We start from the raw sequence: 15171 nt of genomic DNA on the forward strand, positions 1-15171 counted from the left end.
ACACTCGGTCATTCTTTGATACACGGAGGTTTCGACATGCGGCGCGTGGTGTTTAATCAAAAAGGTGGCGTAGGCAAATCCAGCATTGCCTGCAATCTGGCGGCGGTCAGCGCCAGCGAGGGCTATCGCACCCTATTGGTGGATCTCGATGCCCAAGCCAACTCCACTCAGTACCTGACCGGACTTACCGGCAATGACATCCCGATGGGCATTGCCGATTTTTTCAAGCAAACCCTGTCCTCCGGGCCGTTTTCCAAGAAAAACCAGGTCGATATCTACGAAACACCCTTCGATAACCTCCATGTCATTACCGCCACGGCAGAATTGGCGGACTTGCAGCCCAAGCTCGAGGCGAAGCACAAGATCAACAAGCTGCGCAAGCTGCTGGACGAGTTATCCGAGGATTACGACAGGATCTACCTGGATACGCCCCCGGCTCTTAACTTCTACGCAGTATCGGCGCTGATTGCCGCCGATCGCGTGCTAATACCCTTCGATTGTGACAGCTTCTCGCGTCAGGCGCTTTATGGGTTATTGGCGGAGATCGAAGAGTTGAAGGAAGACCACAACGAGGGCCTGGAAGTAGAAGGCATTGTGGTCAACCAGTTCCAGGCCCGCGCGAGTCTGCCCCAGCAAATTCTTGACGAACTGATCGCTGAAGGGTTGCCGGTGCTGCCGGTATACCTGGGCACGTCGGTGCGGATGCGTGAGTCGCACCAGGCCAATACGCCGCTGATTCATCTGGACCCACGGCATAAGTTGACCCAGCAGTTTGTGGAGCTGCATAACCTGCTGGAAAACGCTTGACGATCAAAAGATCGCAGCCTTCGGCAGCTCCTGCAGGGTCCGAGATGGACCATAATTCTGTAGGAGCTGCCGAAGGCTGCGATCTTTTAGGCGGTGGTCAGATCCCCTGGCTACGCAACCAGCTCATCAACTGTGGCAACGCAAACGCACCGCTCTGGCGCGCCACTTCCCGCCCGTTCTTGAACAGAATCAAGCTGGGAATCGAGCGAATCCCCAGTTGAGCCGACAACGGCTGGTTGGCCTCGCTGTCCAGCTTGGCCAGCCGGCATTTGCCTGCCAACTGCGCGGCCGCCTGTTCGAACACCGGCGCAAATGACTTGCACGGGCCACACCAGTCAGCCCAGACGTCTACCAACAATGGCAAATCACCCTTGATCTGGCTGGCGTAATCACCTTGCTTCAGTTCAAAAGGACTCTTCAACAGCACTGGCGCTTTGCAGCGACCGCATTTCGGCTGATCAGCCAGGCGCCCGGCTGGGATCCGATTGAGCCCGTTGCAATGGGGGCAGGGGATGAGCAGTGGTTCGGTCATGAGCAAGGATCCTGATAAGAAGCCGATTTGACTGATTTGGAGACGTTTACTCATGTTTTCAATCGTGCAGCGTATTTTGGTGAAACCAGGCTGATTCAAACCGGAGCAGACTTATTTGATGCGCGAGCACGGCCTGAGTCAGAGCGAACTGCCGGGTGTAGGAGCGCAGTCGGTCGTGTCGGAAATCCTGAGCGGCAAGCGTCAGCTCAACCTGCGGCAGGTCCGCTGGCTGGCTGAACGCTTCGCAGTGTCGGTCGAGACGTTTATCTGACAACCATCACGAAGAACAACTGATCTCCAGATGCTTGCCCCACTCTGGCGGCCGTTCGGCGTAGGCCTCCATCCCTGGCTGCTGCTCGAATGGATTGCTCAGCACCGCATGCAGTCGGCGGACTTCTGAATAGTCCCCGCTCTCGGCAGCATCGATGGCTTTCTGGGCCAGATAGTTGCGCAGGATATACAGCGGGTTCACCGCATGCATCCGTTGGCGGCGTTGTTCCAGATCGACCGTACCTTCGCGAGCAACCCGCGCGACATACAGCTCGGCCCAGGCATCGAAGCCCTTGATGTCGACAAAGTCATCGCGCAATCGGGCAACGGCCAGCTCCGGTGATTCATCGCCGAGGCGGCGGAAGAACAGGGTGTAGTCGACTGCGCTGTTCTGCATCAGTTGCAGCAGGTGTTCGAGCAGTTTCTGGTCATCGTCCTCGGCAGTGGTCAGGCCGAGCCGGCGGCGCATCAGGTCCAGGTAATGGGCCTGGTACAGCGGCAGGTACAGGCCGAGGGTTTCGCGCAGGGCCTCGACGCTGATGAACGGCGTCAGCGCCTGGGCCAGCGCGCTGAGGTTCCACTGGCCGATCGGCACCTGGTTGCTGAAGGAATAACGGCCCTGATCATCGGAGTGGTTGCAGATGAAGTTGGCATCGAAGTCATCCAGGAATGCGAAAGGCCCGAAGTCGAAGGTGATGCCCAGGATCGACATGTTATCGGTGTTCATCACCCCATGGCAGAAGCCGTAGGCCTGCCACTTGGCGATCAGCTCGGCATTGCGTTCGACGATCTCGCGAAACATCGCCAGGTAGGGTTCGGGCTGTTCCAGGCATTCGGGAAAGTGCATGGAGAGTACATGCTGGCCCAGCTCGTCCTGCTGTTCGGGACGCTTGGTGTAGTAGAAATACTCGAAATGCCCGAAGCGGATGTGGCTGGGTGACAGGCGCAGGACCATGGCCGCGCGTTCCTGCTTTTCGCGCCAGACCGGGGTGTCCGAGCCGATCACGCACAACGCGCGGGTCGTGGGAATGTTCAGGGCGTGCAGGGCTTCCGAGGCGAGGAATTCGCGGATCGAGGAACGCAGGACTGCGCGACCATCACCCATGCGCGAAAACGGCGTCTGGCCGGCGCCCTTGAGGTGCAGGTCCCAGTGCTCGCCGGCCTGGTTATAGACCTCGCCGAGCAATAGACCGCGACCGTCGCCCAGCTGGGGGTTGTAGGAGCCGAATTGATGGCCGGAATACACCATCGCCCTGGGCACTGCGTCGGCCCAGAGCTTGTGGCCACTGAACAGCTCGGCAAACTCCCGGGTCTGAGCTTCGGCCGGGTCGAGGTCGAGCAGCGCCATGGCAGAAGGGCTGGCCACCACCAGGCGTGGATTGTCGATCGGCTCGGGCAACACATGGGCAGAAAACGCGTCGCCCAAGCGGGCGAAGCGATTATCGAAGGTCAGTTCGTCGAGGGCTTTCACCGGCCATCTCCAGCAGAATGTCCGAGCATTCTGCTAGGGATAGACGGGTTAGTCGAGCTTGGCTGCAGGAGGTTCCTGCGGTGGTTTGCCATCGACCGGCGGCACAATGGTTTTGGCTACCGGTTCAATCGGCACCATCTTGTATTCCTGGCCTTGGAGGTTCTTGAGGTAGACCTCCATCTGCCGGAACGAAATGTTGATGTGCTGCTTCTTGAACTCGCGATTGATGAAGCGGTTGACCTCGTCGAGCACCGGGTTGCGGTCGCCAAGGTCACGCACATGCATGCGCAACTCATGGTCGAGGGTGCTCTCGCCGAAGTTGAGGAAGTACACATGGGGTTCGGGATCCTTCAGGACCCGCGGGTTTTCCCGGGCAGCCTTGAGCAGCAGCTCTTTGACCAGGTCCAGGTCCGAACCGTAGTCGACGCCAAGCTTGAGCGTCACCCGGGTGATGGTGTCCGTCAGGGACCAGTTGATCAGTTGGCCGGTAATGAACGTCTTGTTCGGGACGATGATGTCCTTGCGGTCGAAGTCGGTGATGGTTGTGGCGCGGATGCGGATCTTGCTCACCGTACCCGACAGGTTGCCGATGGTGATGGTGTCGCCAATCCGCACGGGACGTTCGAACAGGATCATGATGCCGGAGATGAAGTTGGCGAAGATCTCCTGCATACCAAAACCCAGGCCGACCGATAGCGCTGCCACCAGCCATTGCAATTTGTCCCAGCTCACGCCAAGGGTCGATAGGGTCGAGACGAAACCGACGCCTGCAATCACATAGGACAATAGCGTGGTCGTAGCGTAGGCACTGCCCTGCGCCAGGTTCAGCTTGGACAACACCAGCACTTCCAGCAGCCCTGGCAAGTTGCGGGCGAGGGCGAAGGTAATACCGATGATGATCAGTGCGCCGAGCATGTCGCCGATGCTGATCGGCACCATGCTCATGTTGGCGCCGGTGCCGCTGGTGTATTCGTAGAGGGTAATGTTGTCCAGATACGAGAACACGGTGATCAGGTCCGACCAGACCCAGTACAGCGCTGCCATGAACCCGCCCAGCAACGCCAGGCGGATCAGGCGCAGCGACTGTTCGTTGACCTTTTCGATGTCCAGTGTCGGCTCTTCGATCACCGCTTCGCCATCACCCGCTTCCCTGGCGGCCTGGCGCTTGGCCAGGGCGCGCTGATAGGCCAGGCGTCGGGCGGCAACGCTGAGGCCGCGCACGAACGTGGCTTCAATGACCAGCCAGAACATCAGCAGGTACAACGTGTTGATCAGCCGATCACTGAGTTTGAGCGCCGTGTAGTAATAGCCAAAGCACACCGCGACGAACAGCGCGATGGGCAGCGCGGTAAACAGGATGCCCACGGCCTTGCGGAACAGCGAGGCGTTCTGGTGAGTCGGGCTGCTGATCAGCAGGCGGCTGAGCAGCCAGGCCATCAGCGCATAACAGGTCAGCACCACCGGCATGCCCAGCACATCATCGGCCAGGGCGGCCGGTTGCAGCTCTGCGACTGCCACCACGGCAACCAGGGCCATCACGACCAAACCAAGTCGACGCACCCAGCCCTGCAGGAATTCGACCTGTGGCTTCTCCCAGCGGAAATGCAGTTCCGCCACGCCACCCGGGGCCAATATGCGGTAGGCGGTGTAGAACACCAGCCAGGCTTGCGCCATCTGCAACAGCGCCGCGCCCATATTGGCGTTCTGCCCGCGTGCGTCGATCTGCAGCGCCAGGCCGCAAAGGGCCAGGCCCAGTGACACCGGCATCGCCAGCAGGATGTTGATCAAAATGGCCTGCGGCGTGTGCCACTGGCTGTCACGCTTGAAGTGGCCGATGTCCTGGTGAACCTTGTTCAAACGGGCATACAGGCTCTTGCGGCGCCACAGCAGCGCGCCGATCAGCAACGCCAGGGGCAGGAACAGCAATGGTCGCTGGGTCAGCCCGTCGGACAGTTCGCTCAGGCTCGAAGCCCATGGCAGGGTGGTGACCTGGCGCTGCAGGCGCTCCGGCACGTCGTGCATCCATTCGAAGTCCAGCGGCTTGTTGCTTGGGATCCAGAACATCTGCTCGTCGAGGGTGGCGCGCAGGTTTTGCGCGGTACTCAGCAGTTGTTTCTGGTTGAGTTGCAGGGTAATGGATTCGTTGAGTACGGCGCTCAGTTCGCGGTTCAGCCGCTCCAGCAGGTCCGCCCGGGTATTGGCCAGTTCCAGCAGGCTCTTGCGCAACTGCGGGGTAACCTGTTCCGGCTGTTGGGTGGACAGCAGGTTGTCGACATAGATGGTCGGGTTGCTCAGCAGCTCCCGTTGCTGGCTGACATCAAACTGATACAGACGGATGTCGGCGATCTGGTCCGCAAGATCGCGGTCCAGCTTGAGCCGCGGCAAAGCCTGTTTCTGCTTGTAGAGGATTTTCGACAGCAGCAGGCTGCCCTTGAGCACGTTGATTTGCTCGTCCAGGGCCGAGTCGCTCTGGGTGACGCTGTCGAGTTGCTGTTTGGTCTGCAGGTTCTGCTGGGTGACGATGTTGAGGCGGTCGGTGGTTTTGAGCAGGTAGTCGGACAGCTTCAGGTTGATCGAGCTTTCCGTGGCCAGCAAACTGCTGCCCCCGGCTTTCTGTGCCTCGATGGACTGTTGCGTCACGGTCTCCTGGGACTGTGCCAGGCGCTTCTGGTTGATTAGGTTTTGCAGCTCCTGGATTTCCTGATCCAGGCGATCCGATTTCTCGGTAAGCAAGTCATGTTGGCTGTTGCCCAGGTCCTGCAACTGGCTGTTTCCCGCCAATTCCTGGCGACGCAGGGGGATCAGCGCGTTGAGTGCCGCAAGTTCGGCGTTGAGCTGGTCGCGCTGTTCGCCGCTCAAGGTTTTACCCGCGTCCTTGCCGGCCTTGAGGATGTTGTTGATCTGCTGGATGCGGGTCTGGCTGGCGGAGATTTCTGCCTGGGCACGCTCGGGCCGGGTCTGGGCGGTGATGACCAGGCTGTTGGCATCGGCCAGGGCTTTTTGCAGATCGCTCTGTTGGGTAGAGCGCTCGGTGAGCATCTGCTCCAGCTGCTGGATCGACAGGTTGGCGAAGCGCTGCTCCACCGGCAGGACCTTGGTGCCCTTGAGACGCACCAGTTCGCGCTGGTTTTCTATGTTCTGCTTGGGCGCGGTAGCCAGCTGCTGCTTGAGCGCTGCCAGTTTCTGCTCATAATCGCGCTGATTACCCAGCTGTGTCAGGGTGTTTTGCAGGATGCTCTGCAGGGCTTTCTGATCGGCTTCCGGCAGCTTGCGGTCGGCAATCTTGTCCAGGCTCGCCTGCACGGCTTCGCTGGTGGGCGGTTCGGCGGCTTGCAGCGTACCGATAGAGAGGCTCAAGCCCAGCAGGGCCATGAAGAAATAGGTGCGCAGGGTTGACATAGAGACCGATCGAAAGCTGGCGAAGTGTGGAGTTTAGAGGAAGAGTCCCGGACCCGGGCGACTTCCTTCGGGAAATCTGACGCCGACTTTGCCAATCTTGTTCCCGTCCATGACCGCGACGGTCCAGATGGTGTTGTTCCACTCCACCTGGTCACCCACTACTGGCGCACCGCCAACTTTTTGCGCGATGAAGCGGCCCAGGGACATGTCCGGATCGATGCCTTCGACCTTCAACCCGTACAGGGCAGCAACCGCAGCCAGCTGGGCATCTCCTTCGAGTACGAAGTCGCCGAAAAAGCGCAAATCAAGCCCCCGTTGCGGGGCCTGGCTGAAGAGTTTTCCAAGGGCCGGGAGGTTGTGTTCGTGGCCGATAACACAGAGTAAATCATCGACTTCGAGCACCGTACTACCCGACGGATGGAGCAGTTGCTGGCCACGGAACAGGGCCGCAATACGCGTGCCTTCGGGCATTTTCAACTCGCGAAGGGGCGAACCGATGCACCATTTCTCGGCCCCAAGGCGATAAACGAACAGCTCCCATTCGCTGGTTACATGCACTTCCAGCGCGGCCCGGGAAATCGGCAACGGCTCAGGCGGAACGGTGACCTTGAGCAACTTCGCCACCCAGGGCAGGCTCGTGCCCTGCACCAGCAGCGACACCAGCACGATAAAGAATGCGAGGTTGAAGTAGAGCTGGGCGTTGGGCAGGCCGGCCATCAGCGGGAACACCGCCAGGATGATCGGCACCGCGCCGCGCAGCCCCACCCAGGAGATAAAAGCTTTTTCGCGGCCGTGGAAGGCCTTGAATGGCAGCAGGCCAACCATCACCGACAGCGGCCGTGCGAACAGGATCATCCACAGCGCCAGGCCCAGGGCGGGCAAGGCGATTGGCAGCAGGTCGTGTGGCGTTACCAGCAGGCCCAGCACCAGGAACATCCCGATCTGCGCCAGCCACGCCATGCCGTCGAGCATGTGCAGGATGCCGTGACGGCTGCGCACCGGACGGTTGCCGATCACCAGGCCACACAGGTACACCGCGAGGAAGCCGCTGCCGTGCAGCGCGTTGGTCAGCGCGAACACCGCAAGCCCGCCAGCGATCACCAGGATCGGGTACAGGCCGTTGGCCAGGTTGATTCGGTTGACCAGCTGCAACATGACCCAGCCCCCACCCAGGCCAATGACGCCGCCAATGCCGAACTCGCGCACCAGATGCCCCAGCAGGTTCCAGTGCAGCCCGGTCTCGCCGCTGGCAAGCATGTCGATCAGGGTGACGGTGAGGAACACCGCCATCGGGTCGTTGCTGCCGGATTCGATCTCGAGGCTGGCACTGACCCGCTCGTTCAGGCCCTTGCCGCCCAGCAGCGAGAACACCGCCGCCGCATCGGTGGAACCGACGATGGCGCCAATCAGCAAGCCCTGGATCATGTTCAGGTCGAACAGCCAGGCGGCCGCCATGCCAGTCAAGCCAGTGGTGATCAACACCCCGACCGTGGCCAGGGACAGTGCTGGCCATAAGGCCACGCGGAAACTGGACACCCTTGTTCGCAGGCCACCGTCGAGCAGGATGACGGCCAGTGCCAGGTTGCCGACCAGATAGGCTGTAGGGTAGTTATCGAAAATGATACCGGCGCCGTCGACACCGGCCGCCATGCCCACGGCCAGGATGATCACCAGGATAGGGATGCCCAGGCGCGACGAAAGTGAACTCACCAGAATGCTCGCACCTACCAGCAACGCGCCGATCAAGAACAGGCTGTTGATGGTCGTCGCATTCAAAGGCAGTACTCCAGGAAAGCTGAAAGGCGGGCACAAACTGACCATGCAGTCTGCGTGCCAGCGATTCTAACCTGTTGAAATGTGATGCTGTCAAAAAGCTTTTGCGGATCAATGCCCAACAGCTGAATCCGCCTTGGCGCAGCCCCCCGTGGGAGCTGGGAAGCCAGCTCCCACGGGGGGCTGCGTTTGCGTGTTAAAGGTGGAAGCGTCCCACCATTCCATTCAGATCCACCGCCAGGCGCGATAGCTCATTACTGGCCGCGCTGGTCTGGCTCGCCCCGGTTGCCGACTGCACCGACAGGTCCCGGATGTTCACCAGGTTGCGATCCACTTCCCGCGCCACCTGCGCCTGTTCTTCCGCCGCGCTGGCGATCACCAGGTTGCGCTCGTTGATCTCGACAATGGCATTGTTGATCGTCTCCAGGGACAGTCCGGCTCCGCGGGCAATGTTCAGGGTCGATTCGGCACGCTCGGTGCTGTTGCGCATCGAATTCACCGCATGCTCGGTACCGCTCTGGATGCTGCCGATCATGCGTTCGATTTCGCTGGTCGATTGCTGGGTGCGATGGGCCAGTGCACGAACTTCGTCCGCCACCACGGCAAAACCGCGACCGGCCTCGCCGGCACGGGCCGCTTCGATCGCGGCGTTCAGCGCCAGCAGGTTGGTCTGGTCAGCCAGCCCACGAATCACATCCAGGACTTTGCCGATATCCCGGGACTCGTTGGCCAGGTCGCCGATCAGGCTTGCGGTGCTCTGCACATCGGCGCTCATGCGTTCAATGGCGCTGACGGTTTCCTGGACCAGGTCGCGGCCGTCGCCGGCTGAGGTCGTGGCGTTTTTCGACGCTTCGGAGGTGCTGACCGCGTTGCGCGCGACTTCTTCAACGGCGCTGGTCATTTCGTTCACGGCAGTGGCGGCCTGTTCGATTTCGTTGTTCTGCTGGGTCAGGCCGCGGGCGCTTTCATCGGTGACGCAGTTGAGCTCTTCAGCGGCGGAGGCCAGTTGAGTCGCCGAACCGGAAATTCGCTGCAACGTGTCGCGCAGTTTTTCCTGCATCTTCGACATGGCCAGCAACAGGCGGCCGGCTTCATCTTCGCCATCGACGGTGATCGGGCGAGTCAGGTTGCCCTCGGCGATGGCTTCGGCGGCTTCCAGGGCATTGGCGATCGGCTTGGTAATGCTGTTGGTCAACAACCAGGCGAACAGCAGTGTCAGGCCCGAGGCCAGGACCAGCAGCCCGACAACCAGGTTAAATGCCGAGGAGTACTGGTCGGCTGCCTCCTGGCTGGTTTCGGCGATCTGCTGGGTATTGATCTCCAGCAACCTGGCGAGTGCCGTGTTGACCGCCTCGGAATTGGCCAGCAATTCGGTGTTGAGCATTTTGCGCAGGTCTTCGACCTGATTGTTGCGCGACAGGCTCTTCATCTGCTCCTCAAGCTGACGGTATTGACCCAGCAGTTGCAGATACTGGTCATAGGCCGCCCGCTCGACCGGCCCGTCGATCAGCGGTTCATAAACCTTCTGCGTCGCGCGGATCTGCTGATGACGCAACTCGAACAGCTCATAGGTTTTCTGCTGCACGTCGGGTTCGCGGTTAGTCAGCAAGCGGTAGGACAGGACCCGCAGGCGCAGCGTCAATTGCGTGAACTCGTCGAGGCTTTTCACGCTAGGCACGCTGGCGGAGGCGATGTCTTCGCCCGCCGCGCGGATCTTGCTCATCTGGTTCAAGGCAAACACCCCCAGAACCAGCATCAAACCGCCAATCAGGGCGAAACCGAGGAAGGCCCGCGGAGCGATATTCATATTACGAAGAGACATGGTGTGTACCGGGAAAGGCGCATCCATGCGGCGCTGAGACTGTCGTATGGAGGGCTTATCGGTCATAAGACTAAAGTCTTGAGTGCCTGTGCTTTTTTTGTCGCATCCACAGCACACTCCCTGTAGGAGCGAGCTCGCTCGCGATGGTCGTGAATGATGACGCGAGCATCCAGGTATGTGCGGTGGTCTTTCGTTCGTCGCGAGCAAGCTCGAGCCTGCAACAAGGGTTATCGACGAAGTGCAGGAACCAGATTCGCCAATCACAGTCTTTAAAGCTCGCGAGAAGGGTCGCCCGCCAGGAAAATCAAGGCCTTGCGCCTGAATAACCCTGGCATCCGTGGTGACTTTTCTTTATCGTACGCGCCCTTTGAAAATGCTTGGAAAATCAAAATGTTGGAAGCCTCCCTTAGCCAATTGGAACAGCTGGTCAGCGACCTGGTACAACAGAACCAGGCCCTGCTCGCCACGAACCAGACCCTGAGCGCAGAATTGGCCCAGGCCAAAGATGAAAACGAAAACCTGCAACTGAACCTGATGGAACAGGAAGAGAAACACGGCGCTACCGCAGCGCGTATCCAGGCCCTGGTTGAGCGTGTCAGCGCCGGCCCTGTCAGCGCATGAGTCAGGGCGCCGCAGGGGTAAAAGTCGTCTCCATCCTGGGGGAGGACTATTCGATCAGGGCGCCGGCCGGGGAGGAGCAAACCCTGCTGGACGCCGCCATGATGTTGAAGGCTGCACTGGCTGACACGAAGAAGAGGTACCCGACGCTGATCGGTGACCGGCTGCTCGTGCTGGCGGCGATGAACCTGTGCTCTCAGCAGATCGAGATGCGCAAGCAACATCAGCTCGAACTCGACCGTTATCAAGAGCAAGTCAGCGCCACGGTTGAAGTGATCGCCAAGACCATCAATCAAGCCTGATCGGCTTTGCGCACAACCAAAGAATAAATTGTCGATTAGCTTGTATACAATCGGCACGGCTGTTGCAGTGTTCCAGCCTCTTATTCTTTGGGGGTGCTCCATGCAGTTCTGGCGTCGCAGTATTCAATGGCAACTGATCCTGAGCATGGGTACCGCCCTGCTGGTCAGCGTGCTGATCGTGGTTGGCATTTATACCCTCGTGGTCAATCGTCTGGCCCAGAGTTATCTGGTCGAACAGGCGCTGCCGTCCAGCATCGAAGCGATGCGCAACGACATCGAACGCATCCTTGTTCAACCGCTCACTGCCGCCAAGGACATCGCCAGCAACAGCATGGTGCGCGACTGGCTGGCGGGGGGCGAAAACAGTGCCCAGGCGCCGGGTTTTGTCAGCTACCTGGAAGGTATTCGCGCCGAGCACAAGGCCTTCACTGCATTGATAGTGGGCACCGGGTCCAGCCACTACTACACCGAGAAGGGCCTGGACCGCACGCTCAGCCGTGCCAACCCCAAGGACGCCTGGTTCTACTCATTTCTGGACAGCGATCAGCCGCGCACGCTCAATATCGACAATGACACCGCGACAGGAGAGCTGGCGCTGTTCATCGACCTCAAGGTCGAGCAGGCCGGTAAAGTCGTGGGCGTTGCAGGGCTTGGCCTGAGCATGAAGGAGCTTTCCGGGCTGATCCACAACTACAGCTTTGGTGCGCGCGGCAAGGTCTACCTGGTGCGTTCTGACGGCTTGATCCAAGTCCATCCCGAAGCTCGGTTCAGTGGCAAACGCACACTGTCCGAGCAGATGGGTGAGGCAGCCGCCCGGTCCGTCATGGGTCAAACAACTGCCACCAGCACTAACTTCATGCGCGAAGACGAAGATTTTCTGGCACTGAGCCTGCCCTTGAGGGATTTGGGCTGGACGCTGGTGGCCGAAGTGCCACAGTCGCAGATCTACGCTGAAGCCCGCCGTGCCATGTGGATGAGTGGCGGCATTGGTCTCGCCGTCGCCCTGGTATGCCTGCTGTTGGTGGTGTTGCTGGCCCGTGGCCTGGTGCGGCCGATCCGCCAGGTAACAGCGGCGCTGGTTGCCATCGGTAGCGGTGGTGGAGATTTGACTCACCGTCTGGACTCCAGCCGGGCCGATGAGCTCGGTGATCTGGCGCGGGGCTTCAATCGCTTCCTGGACAGCCAGCGCGACATGATCGGCGAGGTGCTGACGACCAGCGAGCGCCTGCGCACAGCTGTAGGTCAGGTTGCCAGGGTCGTGGACAATACCGCCGAGCGTTCCGGCCGCCAGCAGGAAATGACCGACATGGTCGCCACTGCCGTGCATGAGATGGGCCTGACCGTACAGGAAATCGCGCAGAACGCCGGTAACGCTGCCGTTGCGTCGCAAAGTGCACGGGACGAGGCGATGCAGGCGCGGGAAGTGGTGGGCGGGTCCATTCGTCATATCGAGAGCATGTCCGACGAAATTGGCCTCGCCGCGGCAGCTGTGGGTGAGCTGGCGCATCAGGTAGGGTCTATCGATCAGGTGTTGGCGGTGATTCGCGGGATTTCCGAGCAAACTAATCTGTTGGCGCTCAATGCGGCGATTGAAGCGGCTCGCGCTGGCGATATGGGGCGAGGGTTTGCGGTGGTGGCGGATGAGGTGCGCACGTTGGCCCGACGCACGCAGACGTCCACCGATGAGATCCAGCAGATGATCGGCAGCCTCAAGCAAGGCGCGGAGAATGCGGTGTCTTCGATGCATTCCGGACAGGCGGCCACCGGTACCGGCGTTGAGTCCAGCCAGCGTACCGGGGCCTCACTGACCGCCATTACTGGTCAGGTAGAACGAATCAGCGACATGAACCATCAGGTGGCGACGGCGACCGAAGAGCAGTCGGCGGTGACTGAAGAGATCAACCGCAACGTACAGGGCATTTCCGACCTGGCGCGGGCGACAGCGGGGGAGGTCAGGGCTTGCCGTGAGGATTGCCAGACGTTGCAGCGGTTGGCGGATGATCTGGCGCGGCAGATGGGCAGTTTCAAGCTGAGCTGATTAAGGCGGTGACTGGGTCGACGCCATCGCGGGCAAGCCCGCTCCCACAGGAATCTGTGTTGTTCACGGAGAGTGTGTTCAACACACAGATCCCATGGGAGCGGGCTTGCCCGCGATTGGATTTGAGCAGCACTACTTCGGCTTTGGTTAAAACCACTCATCCTGCATCCCAAGACAAACATCATCCCGGGTCTCAAGAATCGCCAGCTCATGGTGGCAGCCCGGCACTTCCCAAGTGAGGAAATACCGCGCCGCCTGCAACTTGCCTTTATAGAAGCTGACATCCGCCGCATCGCCCCTGGCCAACCCTTCCTCGGCGCGAATCGCCTGTTCCAGCCAGCGCCAGCCGATCACCGTGTGCCCGAACACTTTCAGGTACAGGGCAGAGTTGGCCAGGCTGCTGTTGACCCTGCCTTGACCCAGGTCGGTCAGCAGGCCAATGGTCACGGTTTGCAGGCGCGCCACCAGCTTCTCCAGCGGTTCACGCAGCGGCGTTAACGACTCGTATGCCTGAGCACGCTCGGCCGTGTTGGCGATCAGGCGGATCAATTGCTTGAGCCCCGCACCACCGTTCTGCCCCAGCTTGCGCCCCAGTAGATCCAGCGACTGAATACCATGAGTGCCTTCGTGGATCGGATTCAAACGGTTATCGCGGTAGTACTGCTCCACCGGGTATTCGCGGGTGTAACCGTGACCGCCGAGGATCTGGATCGCCAGTTCATTGGCCTTGAGGCAGAACTCCGACGGCCAGGATTTGACGATTGGCGTCAGCAGGTCCAGCAGTTCATGAGCCTGCTTGCGCTCGCTTTCAGTCTCAAGCGTGGTGGTGTCATCAAACAACCGCGCCGCGTACAACCCGAGGTCGAAAGAGCCTTCCACATAGGCCTTCTGCGTCAGCAACATGCGCTTGACGTCGGCGTGCTGGATGATCGCCACGGGTGCGGTATTTGGATCCTTGCTGTCGGGCACCCGGCCCTGTGGCCGCTCGCGCGCATATTCCAGCGAGTACAGATAGCCGGCGTAGCCGAGCATGACGGCGCCCATGCCGACGCCGATCCGCGCTTCGTTCATCATCTGGAACATGTAGCTCAGGCCGTGGTGCGGTTTGCCCACCAGATATCCCACGCAGTCGCCGTTATCGCCGAAGTTGAGCGCCGTGGACGTAGTGCCGCGCCAGCCCATCTTGTGGAAGAGACCGGCCAGCAATACATCGTTGCGCTTGCCCAGGCTGCCGTCGTCGTTGACCATGAATTTGGGGACGATGAACAGCGAAATACCCTTCACCCCGGCCGGCGCGTCCGGCAGTTTGGCCAACACCATGTGCACGATGTTTTCCGATAGCGGGTGATCGCCGCCGGAAATGAAGATCTTGTTGCCCTTGAGCCGATAAGTGCCATCGGATGCAGGTTCGGCGCGGGTGCGAATATCCGACAGCGAGGAACCGGCATGGGGTTCGGTCAACGCCATGGTGCCGAAGAAACGGCCGTCGATCATCGGCTGCAGGAAACGCCGCTTTTGCTCCTCGGTGCCGAAGCTTTCGATCAGGTTGGCTGCGCCCATGGTCAGGAACGGGTAAGAGGTTGAGGCCGCGTTTGCCGACTGGAAGTGCGCGAAGCAGGCCTGGGACAACAGCGTGGGCAATTGCATGCCACCGGCTTCGAAACTGCGCGCGGCATTGAGGAAACCGGCTTCGAGAAAAGCGTCCACTGCGGGCTTCACTTCCGGGATCAGAATCGCCTGGCCGTCCTCGTAACGGGGTTCGTTCTCGTCGCCCTTGCGGTTGTGCGGCGCGAAGAATTTTTCGGCAATACTGCGAGCGGTGCCCAGGGCGGCATCGAAGGTCTCACGATTGTGCTCGGCGAATCGCTCGCGCTGGGTCAGGCCTTCGGCATCGAGGACTTCGTACAGCTCGAAAGCCAGATTGCGGGAACTGAGCAACGTCTCGGACATGGCGGCCTACCTTTTTTGGAATGGGCCGAGTCTAGACGTGGGGAGGGCGGGGTGAACAGGAAGATTGATTCTGGTGATGGACAAGTAAAAGATCGCAGCCTTCGGCAGCTCCTACAGGGGATCGAATTTCTCTGCAGGAGCTGCCGAAGGCTGCGATCTTTTGATCTTGCTTCTAAACACCAGGCACCC

10 protein-coding genes and 3 pseudogenes are annotated in these 15171 nt (G+C 60.2%); 6 read left to right on the forward strand and 7 right to left on the reverse strand.

The window, feature by feature from the left end; translation table 11 throughout:
* Positions 1-36: 36 nt before the first annotated feature.
* Positions 37-807, forward strand: a complete 771-nt coding sequence (locus AAEZ05_RS17560; protein ID WP_045061909.1) for a ParA family protein — start codon at positions 37-39, stop codon at positions 805-807.
* A gap of 97 nt (positions 808-904) precedes the next feature.
* On the opposite strand, the gene trxC is transcribed toward AAEZ05_RS17560, so the two are convergent.
* The gene (trxC, locus tag AAEZ05_RS17565; protein WP_045061908.1) at positions 905-1339 is read right to left on the reverse strand and encodes a thioredoxin TrxC; all 435 of its coding nucleotides are present in this window, start codon (positions 1337-1339) and stop codon (positions 905-907) included.
* Between the two features lie 112 nt (positions 1340-1451).
* On the opposite strand from trxC, the pseudogene AAEZ05_RS17570 reads away from it, so the two are divergent.
* Positions 1452-1610 (forward strand): annotated as a pseudogene (locus AAEZ05_RS17570) (helix-turn-helix domain-containing protein); the annotation flags it as partial.
* Positions 1611-1616: 6 nt separating this feature from the next.
* Here AAEZ05_RS17570 and selO read toward each other — a convergent pair.
* The 5 genes and pseudogenes from selO to AAEZ05_RS30785 all read right to left on the reverse strand — a co-directional run.
* Complete coding sequence (gene selO, locus AAEZ05_RS17575) at positions 1617-3080, reverse strand: protein adenylyltransferase SelO (protein ID WP_350648266.1); 1464 nt, start codon at positions 3078-3080, stop codon at positions 1617-1619.
* A gap of 48 nt (positions 3081-3128) precedes the next feature.
* The gene (gene mscK, locus AAEZ05_RS17580) at positions 3129-6479 is read right to left on the reverse strand and encodes a mechanosensitive channel MscK (protein ID WP_350648268.1); all 3351 of its coding nucleotides are present in this window, start codon (positions 6477-6479) and stop codon (positions 3129-3131) included.
* 33 nt (positions 6480-6512) lie between these two features.
* Positions 6513-8255, reverse strand: coding sequence for a potassium/proton antiporter (locus AAEZ05_RS17585; protein ID WP_045061905.1), 1743 nt, complete (start codon positions 8253-8255; stop codon positions 6513-6515).
* A gap of 193 nt (positions 8256-8448) precedes the next feature.
* The gene (locus tag AAEZ05_RS30780) at positions 8449-9321 is read right to left on the reverse strand and encodes a methyl-accepting chemotaxis protein (protein WP_502947560.1); all 873 of its coding nucleotides are present in this window, start codon (positions 9319-9321) and stop codon (positions 8449-8451) included.
* Positions 9304-10140: pseudogene (locus AAEZ05_RS30785) on the reverse strand (MCP four helix bundle domain-containing protein); the annotation flags it as partial. The gene AAEZ05_RS30780 and the pseudogene AAEZ05_RS30785, both read right to left, overlap by 18 nt.
* Positions 10141-10464: 324 nt before the next feature.
* Between AAEZ05_RS30785 and AAEZ05_RS17595 the strand changes: the two are divergent.
* From AAEZ05_RS17595 to AAEZ05_RS30795, 4 genes and pseudogenes are all read left to right on the forward strand, one after another.
* Complete coding sequence (locus AAEZ05_RS17595) at positions 10465-10695, forward strand: hypothetical protein (RefSeq protein WP_045061903.1); 231 nt, start codon at positions 10465-10467, stop codon at positions 10693-10695.
* Positions 10692-10994, forward strand: a complete 303-nt coding sequence (locus tag AAEZ05_RS17600; RefSeq protein ID WP_045061902.1) for a cell division protein ZapA — start codon at positions 10692-10694, stop codon at positions 10992-10994. Before AAEZ05_RS17595 ends, AAEZ05_RS17600 begins: the two co-directional genes overlap by 4 nt.
* Positions 10995-11256: 262 nt before the next feature.
* Positions 11257-12168, forward strand: a pseudogene (locus AAEZ05_RS30790) (HAMP domain-containing protein); the annotation flags it as partial.
* Positions 12169-12300: 132 nt separating this feature from the next.
* On the forward strand, positions 12301-13032 hold the full coding sequence (locus AAEZ05_RS30795) for a methyl-accepting chemotaxis protein (protein ID WP_412548481.1): 732 nt from the start codon (positions 12301-12303) through the stop codon (positions 13030-13032).
* A gap of 147 nt (positions 13033-13179) precedes the next feature.
* Here AAEZ05_RS30795 and AAEZ05_RS17610 read toward each other — a convergent pair whose 3' ends face one another.
* Positions 13180-14982 carry an acyl-CoA dehydrogenase gene (locus AAEZ05_RS17610; protein WP_045061900.1) on the reverse strand — a complete coding sequence of 601 codons (1803 nt, stop codon included), beginning with the start codon at positions 14980-14982 and terminating at the stop codon, positions 13180-13182.
* Positions 14983-15171: the final 189 nt, after the last annotated feature.

The sequence above is a fragment of the Pseudomonas sp. HY13-MNA-CIBAN-0226 genome (genome assembly GCF_040310305.1).
Taxonomy (GTDB): domain Bacteria; phylum Pseudomonadota; class Gammaproteobacteria; order Pseudomonadales; family Pseudomonadaceae; genus Aquipseudomonas; species Aquipseudomonas gregormendelii.

Excerpts from the sequence above, each read along its gene's own strand:
- AAEZ05_RS17560 (WP_045061909.1), top strand. The coding sequence starts at position 37 with ATGCGGCGCGTGGTGTTTAATCAAAAAGGTGGCGTAGGCAAATCCAGC.
- trxC (WP_045061908.1), bottom strand. The coding sequence starts at position 1,339 with ATGACCGAACCACTGCTCATCCCCTGCCCCCATTGCAACGGGCTCAAT.
- mscK (WP_350648268.1), bottom strand. The coding sequence starts at position 6,479 with ATGTCAACCCTGCGCACCTATTTCTTCATGGCCCTGCTGGGCTTGAGC.
- AAEZ05_RS30780 (WP_502947560.1), bottom strand. The coding sequence starts at position 9,321 with ATGTCGAAGATGCAGGAAAAACTGCGCGACACGTTGCAGCGAATTTCC.
- AAEZ05_RS17595 (WP_045061903.1), top strand. The coding sequence starts at position 10,465 with ATGTTGGAAGCCTCCCTTAGCCAATTGGAACAGCTGGTCAGCGACCTG.
- AAEZ05_RS17600 (WP_045061902.1), top strand. The coding sequence starts at position 10,692 with ATGAGTCAGGGCGCCGCAGGGGTAAAAGTCGTCTCCATCCTGGGGGAG.
- AAEZ05_RS30795 (WP_412548481.1), top strand. The coding sequence starts at position 12,301 with ATGGTCGCCACTGCCGTGCATGAGATGGGCCTGACCGTACAGGAAATC.
- AAEZ05_RS17610 (WP_045061900.1), bottom strand. The coding sequence starts at position 14,982 with ATGTCCGAGACGTTGCTCAGTTCCCGCAATCTGGCTTTCGAGCTGTAC.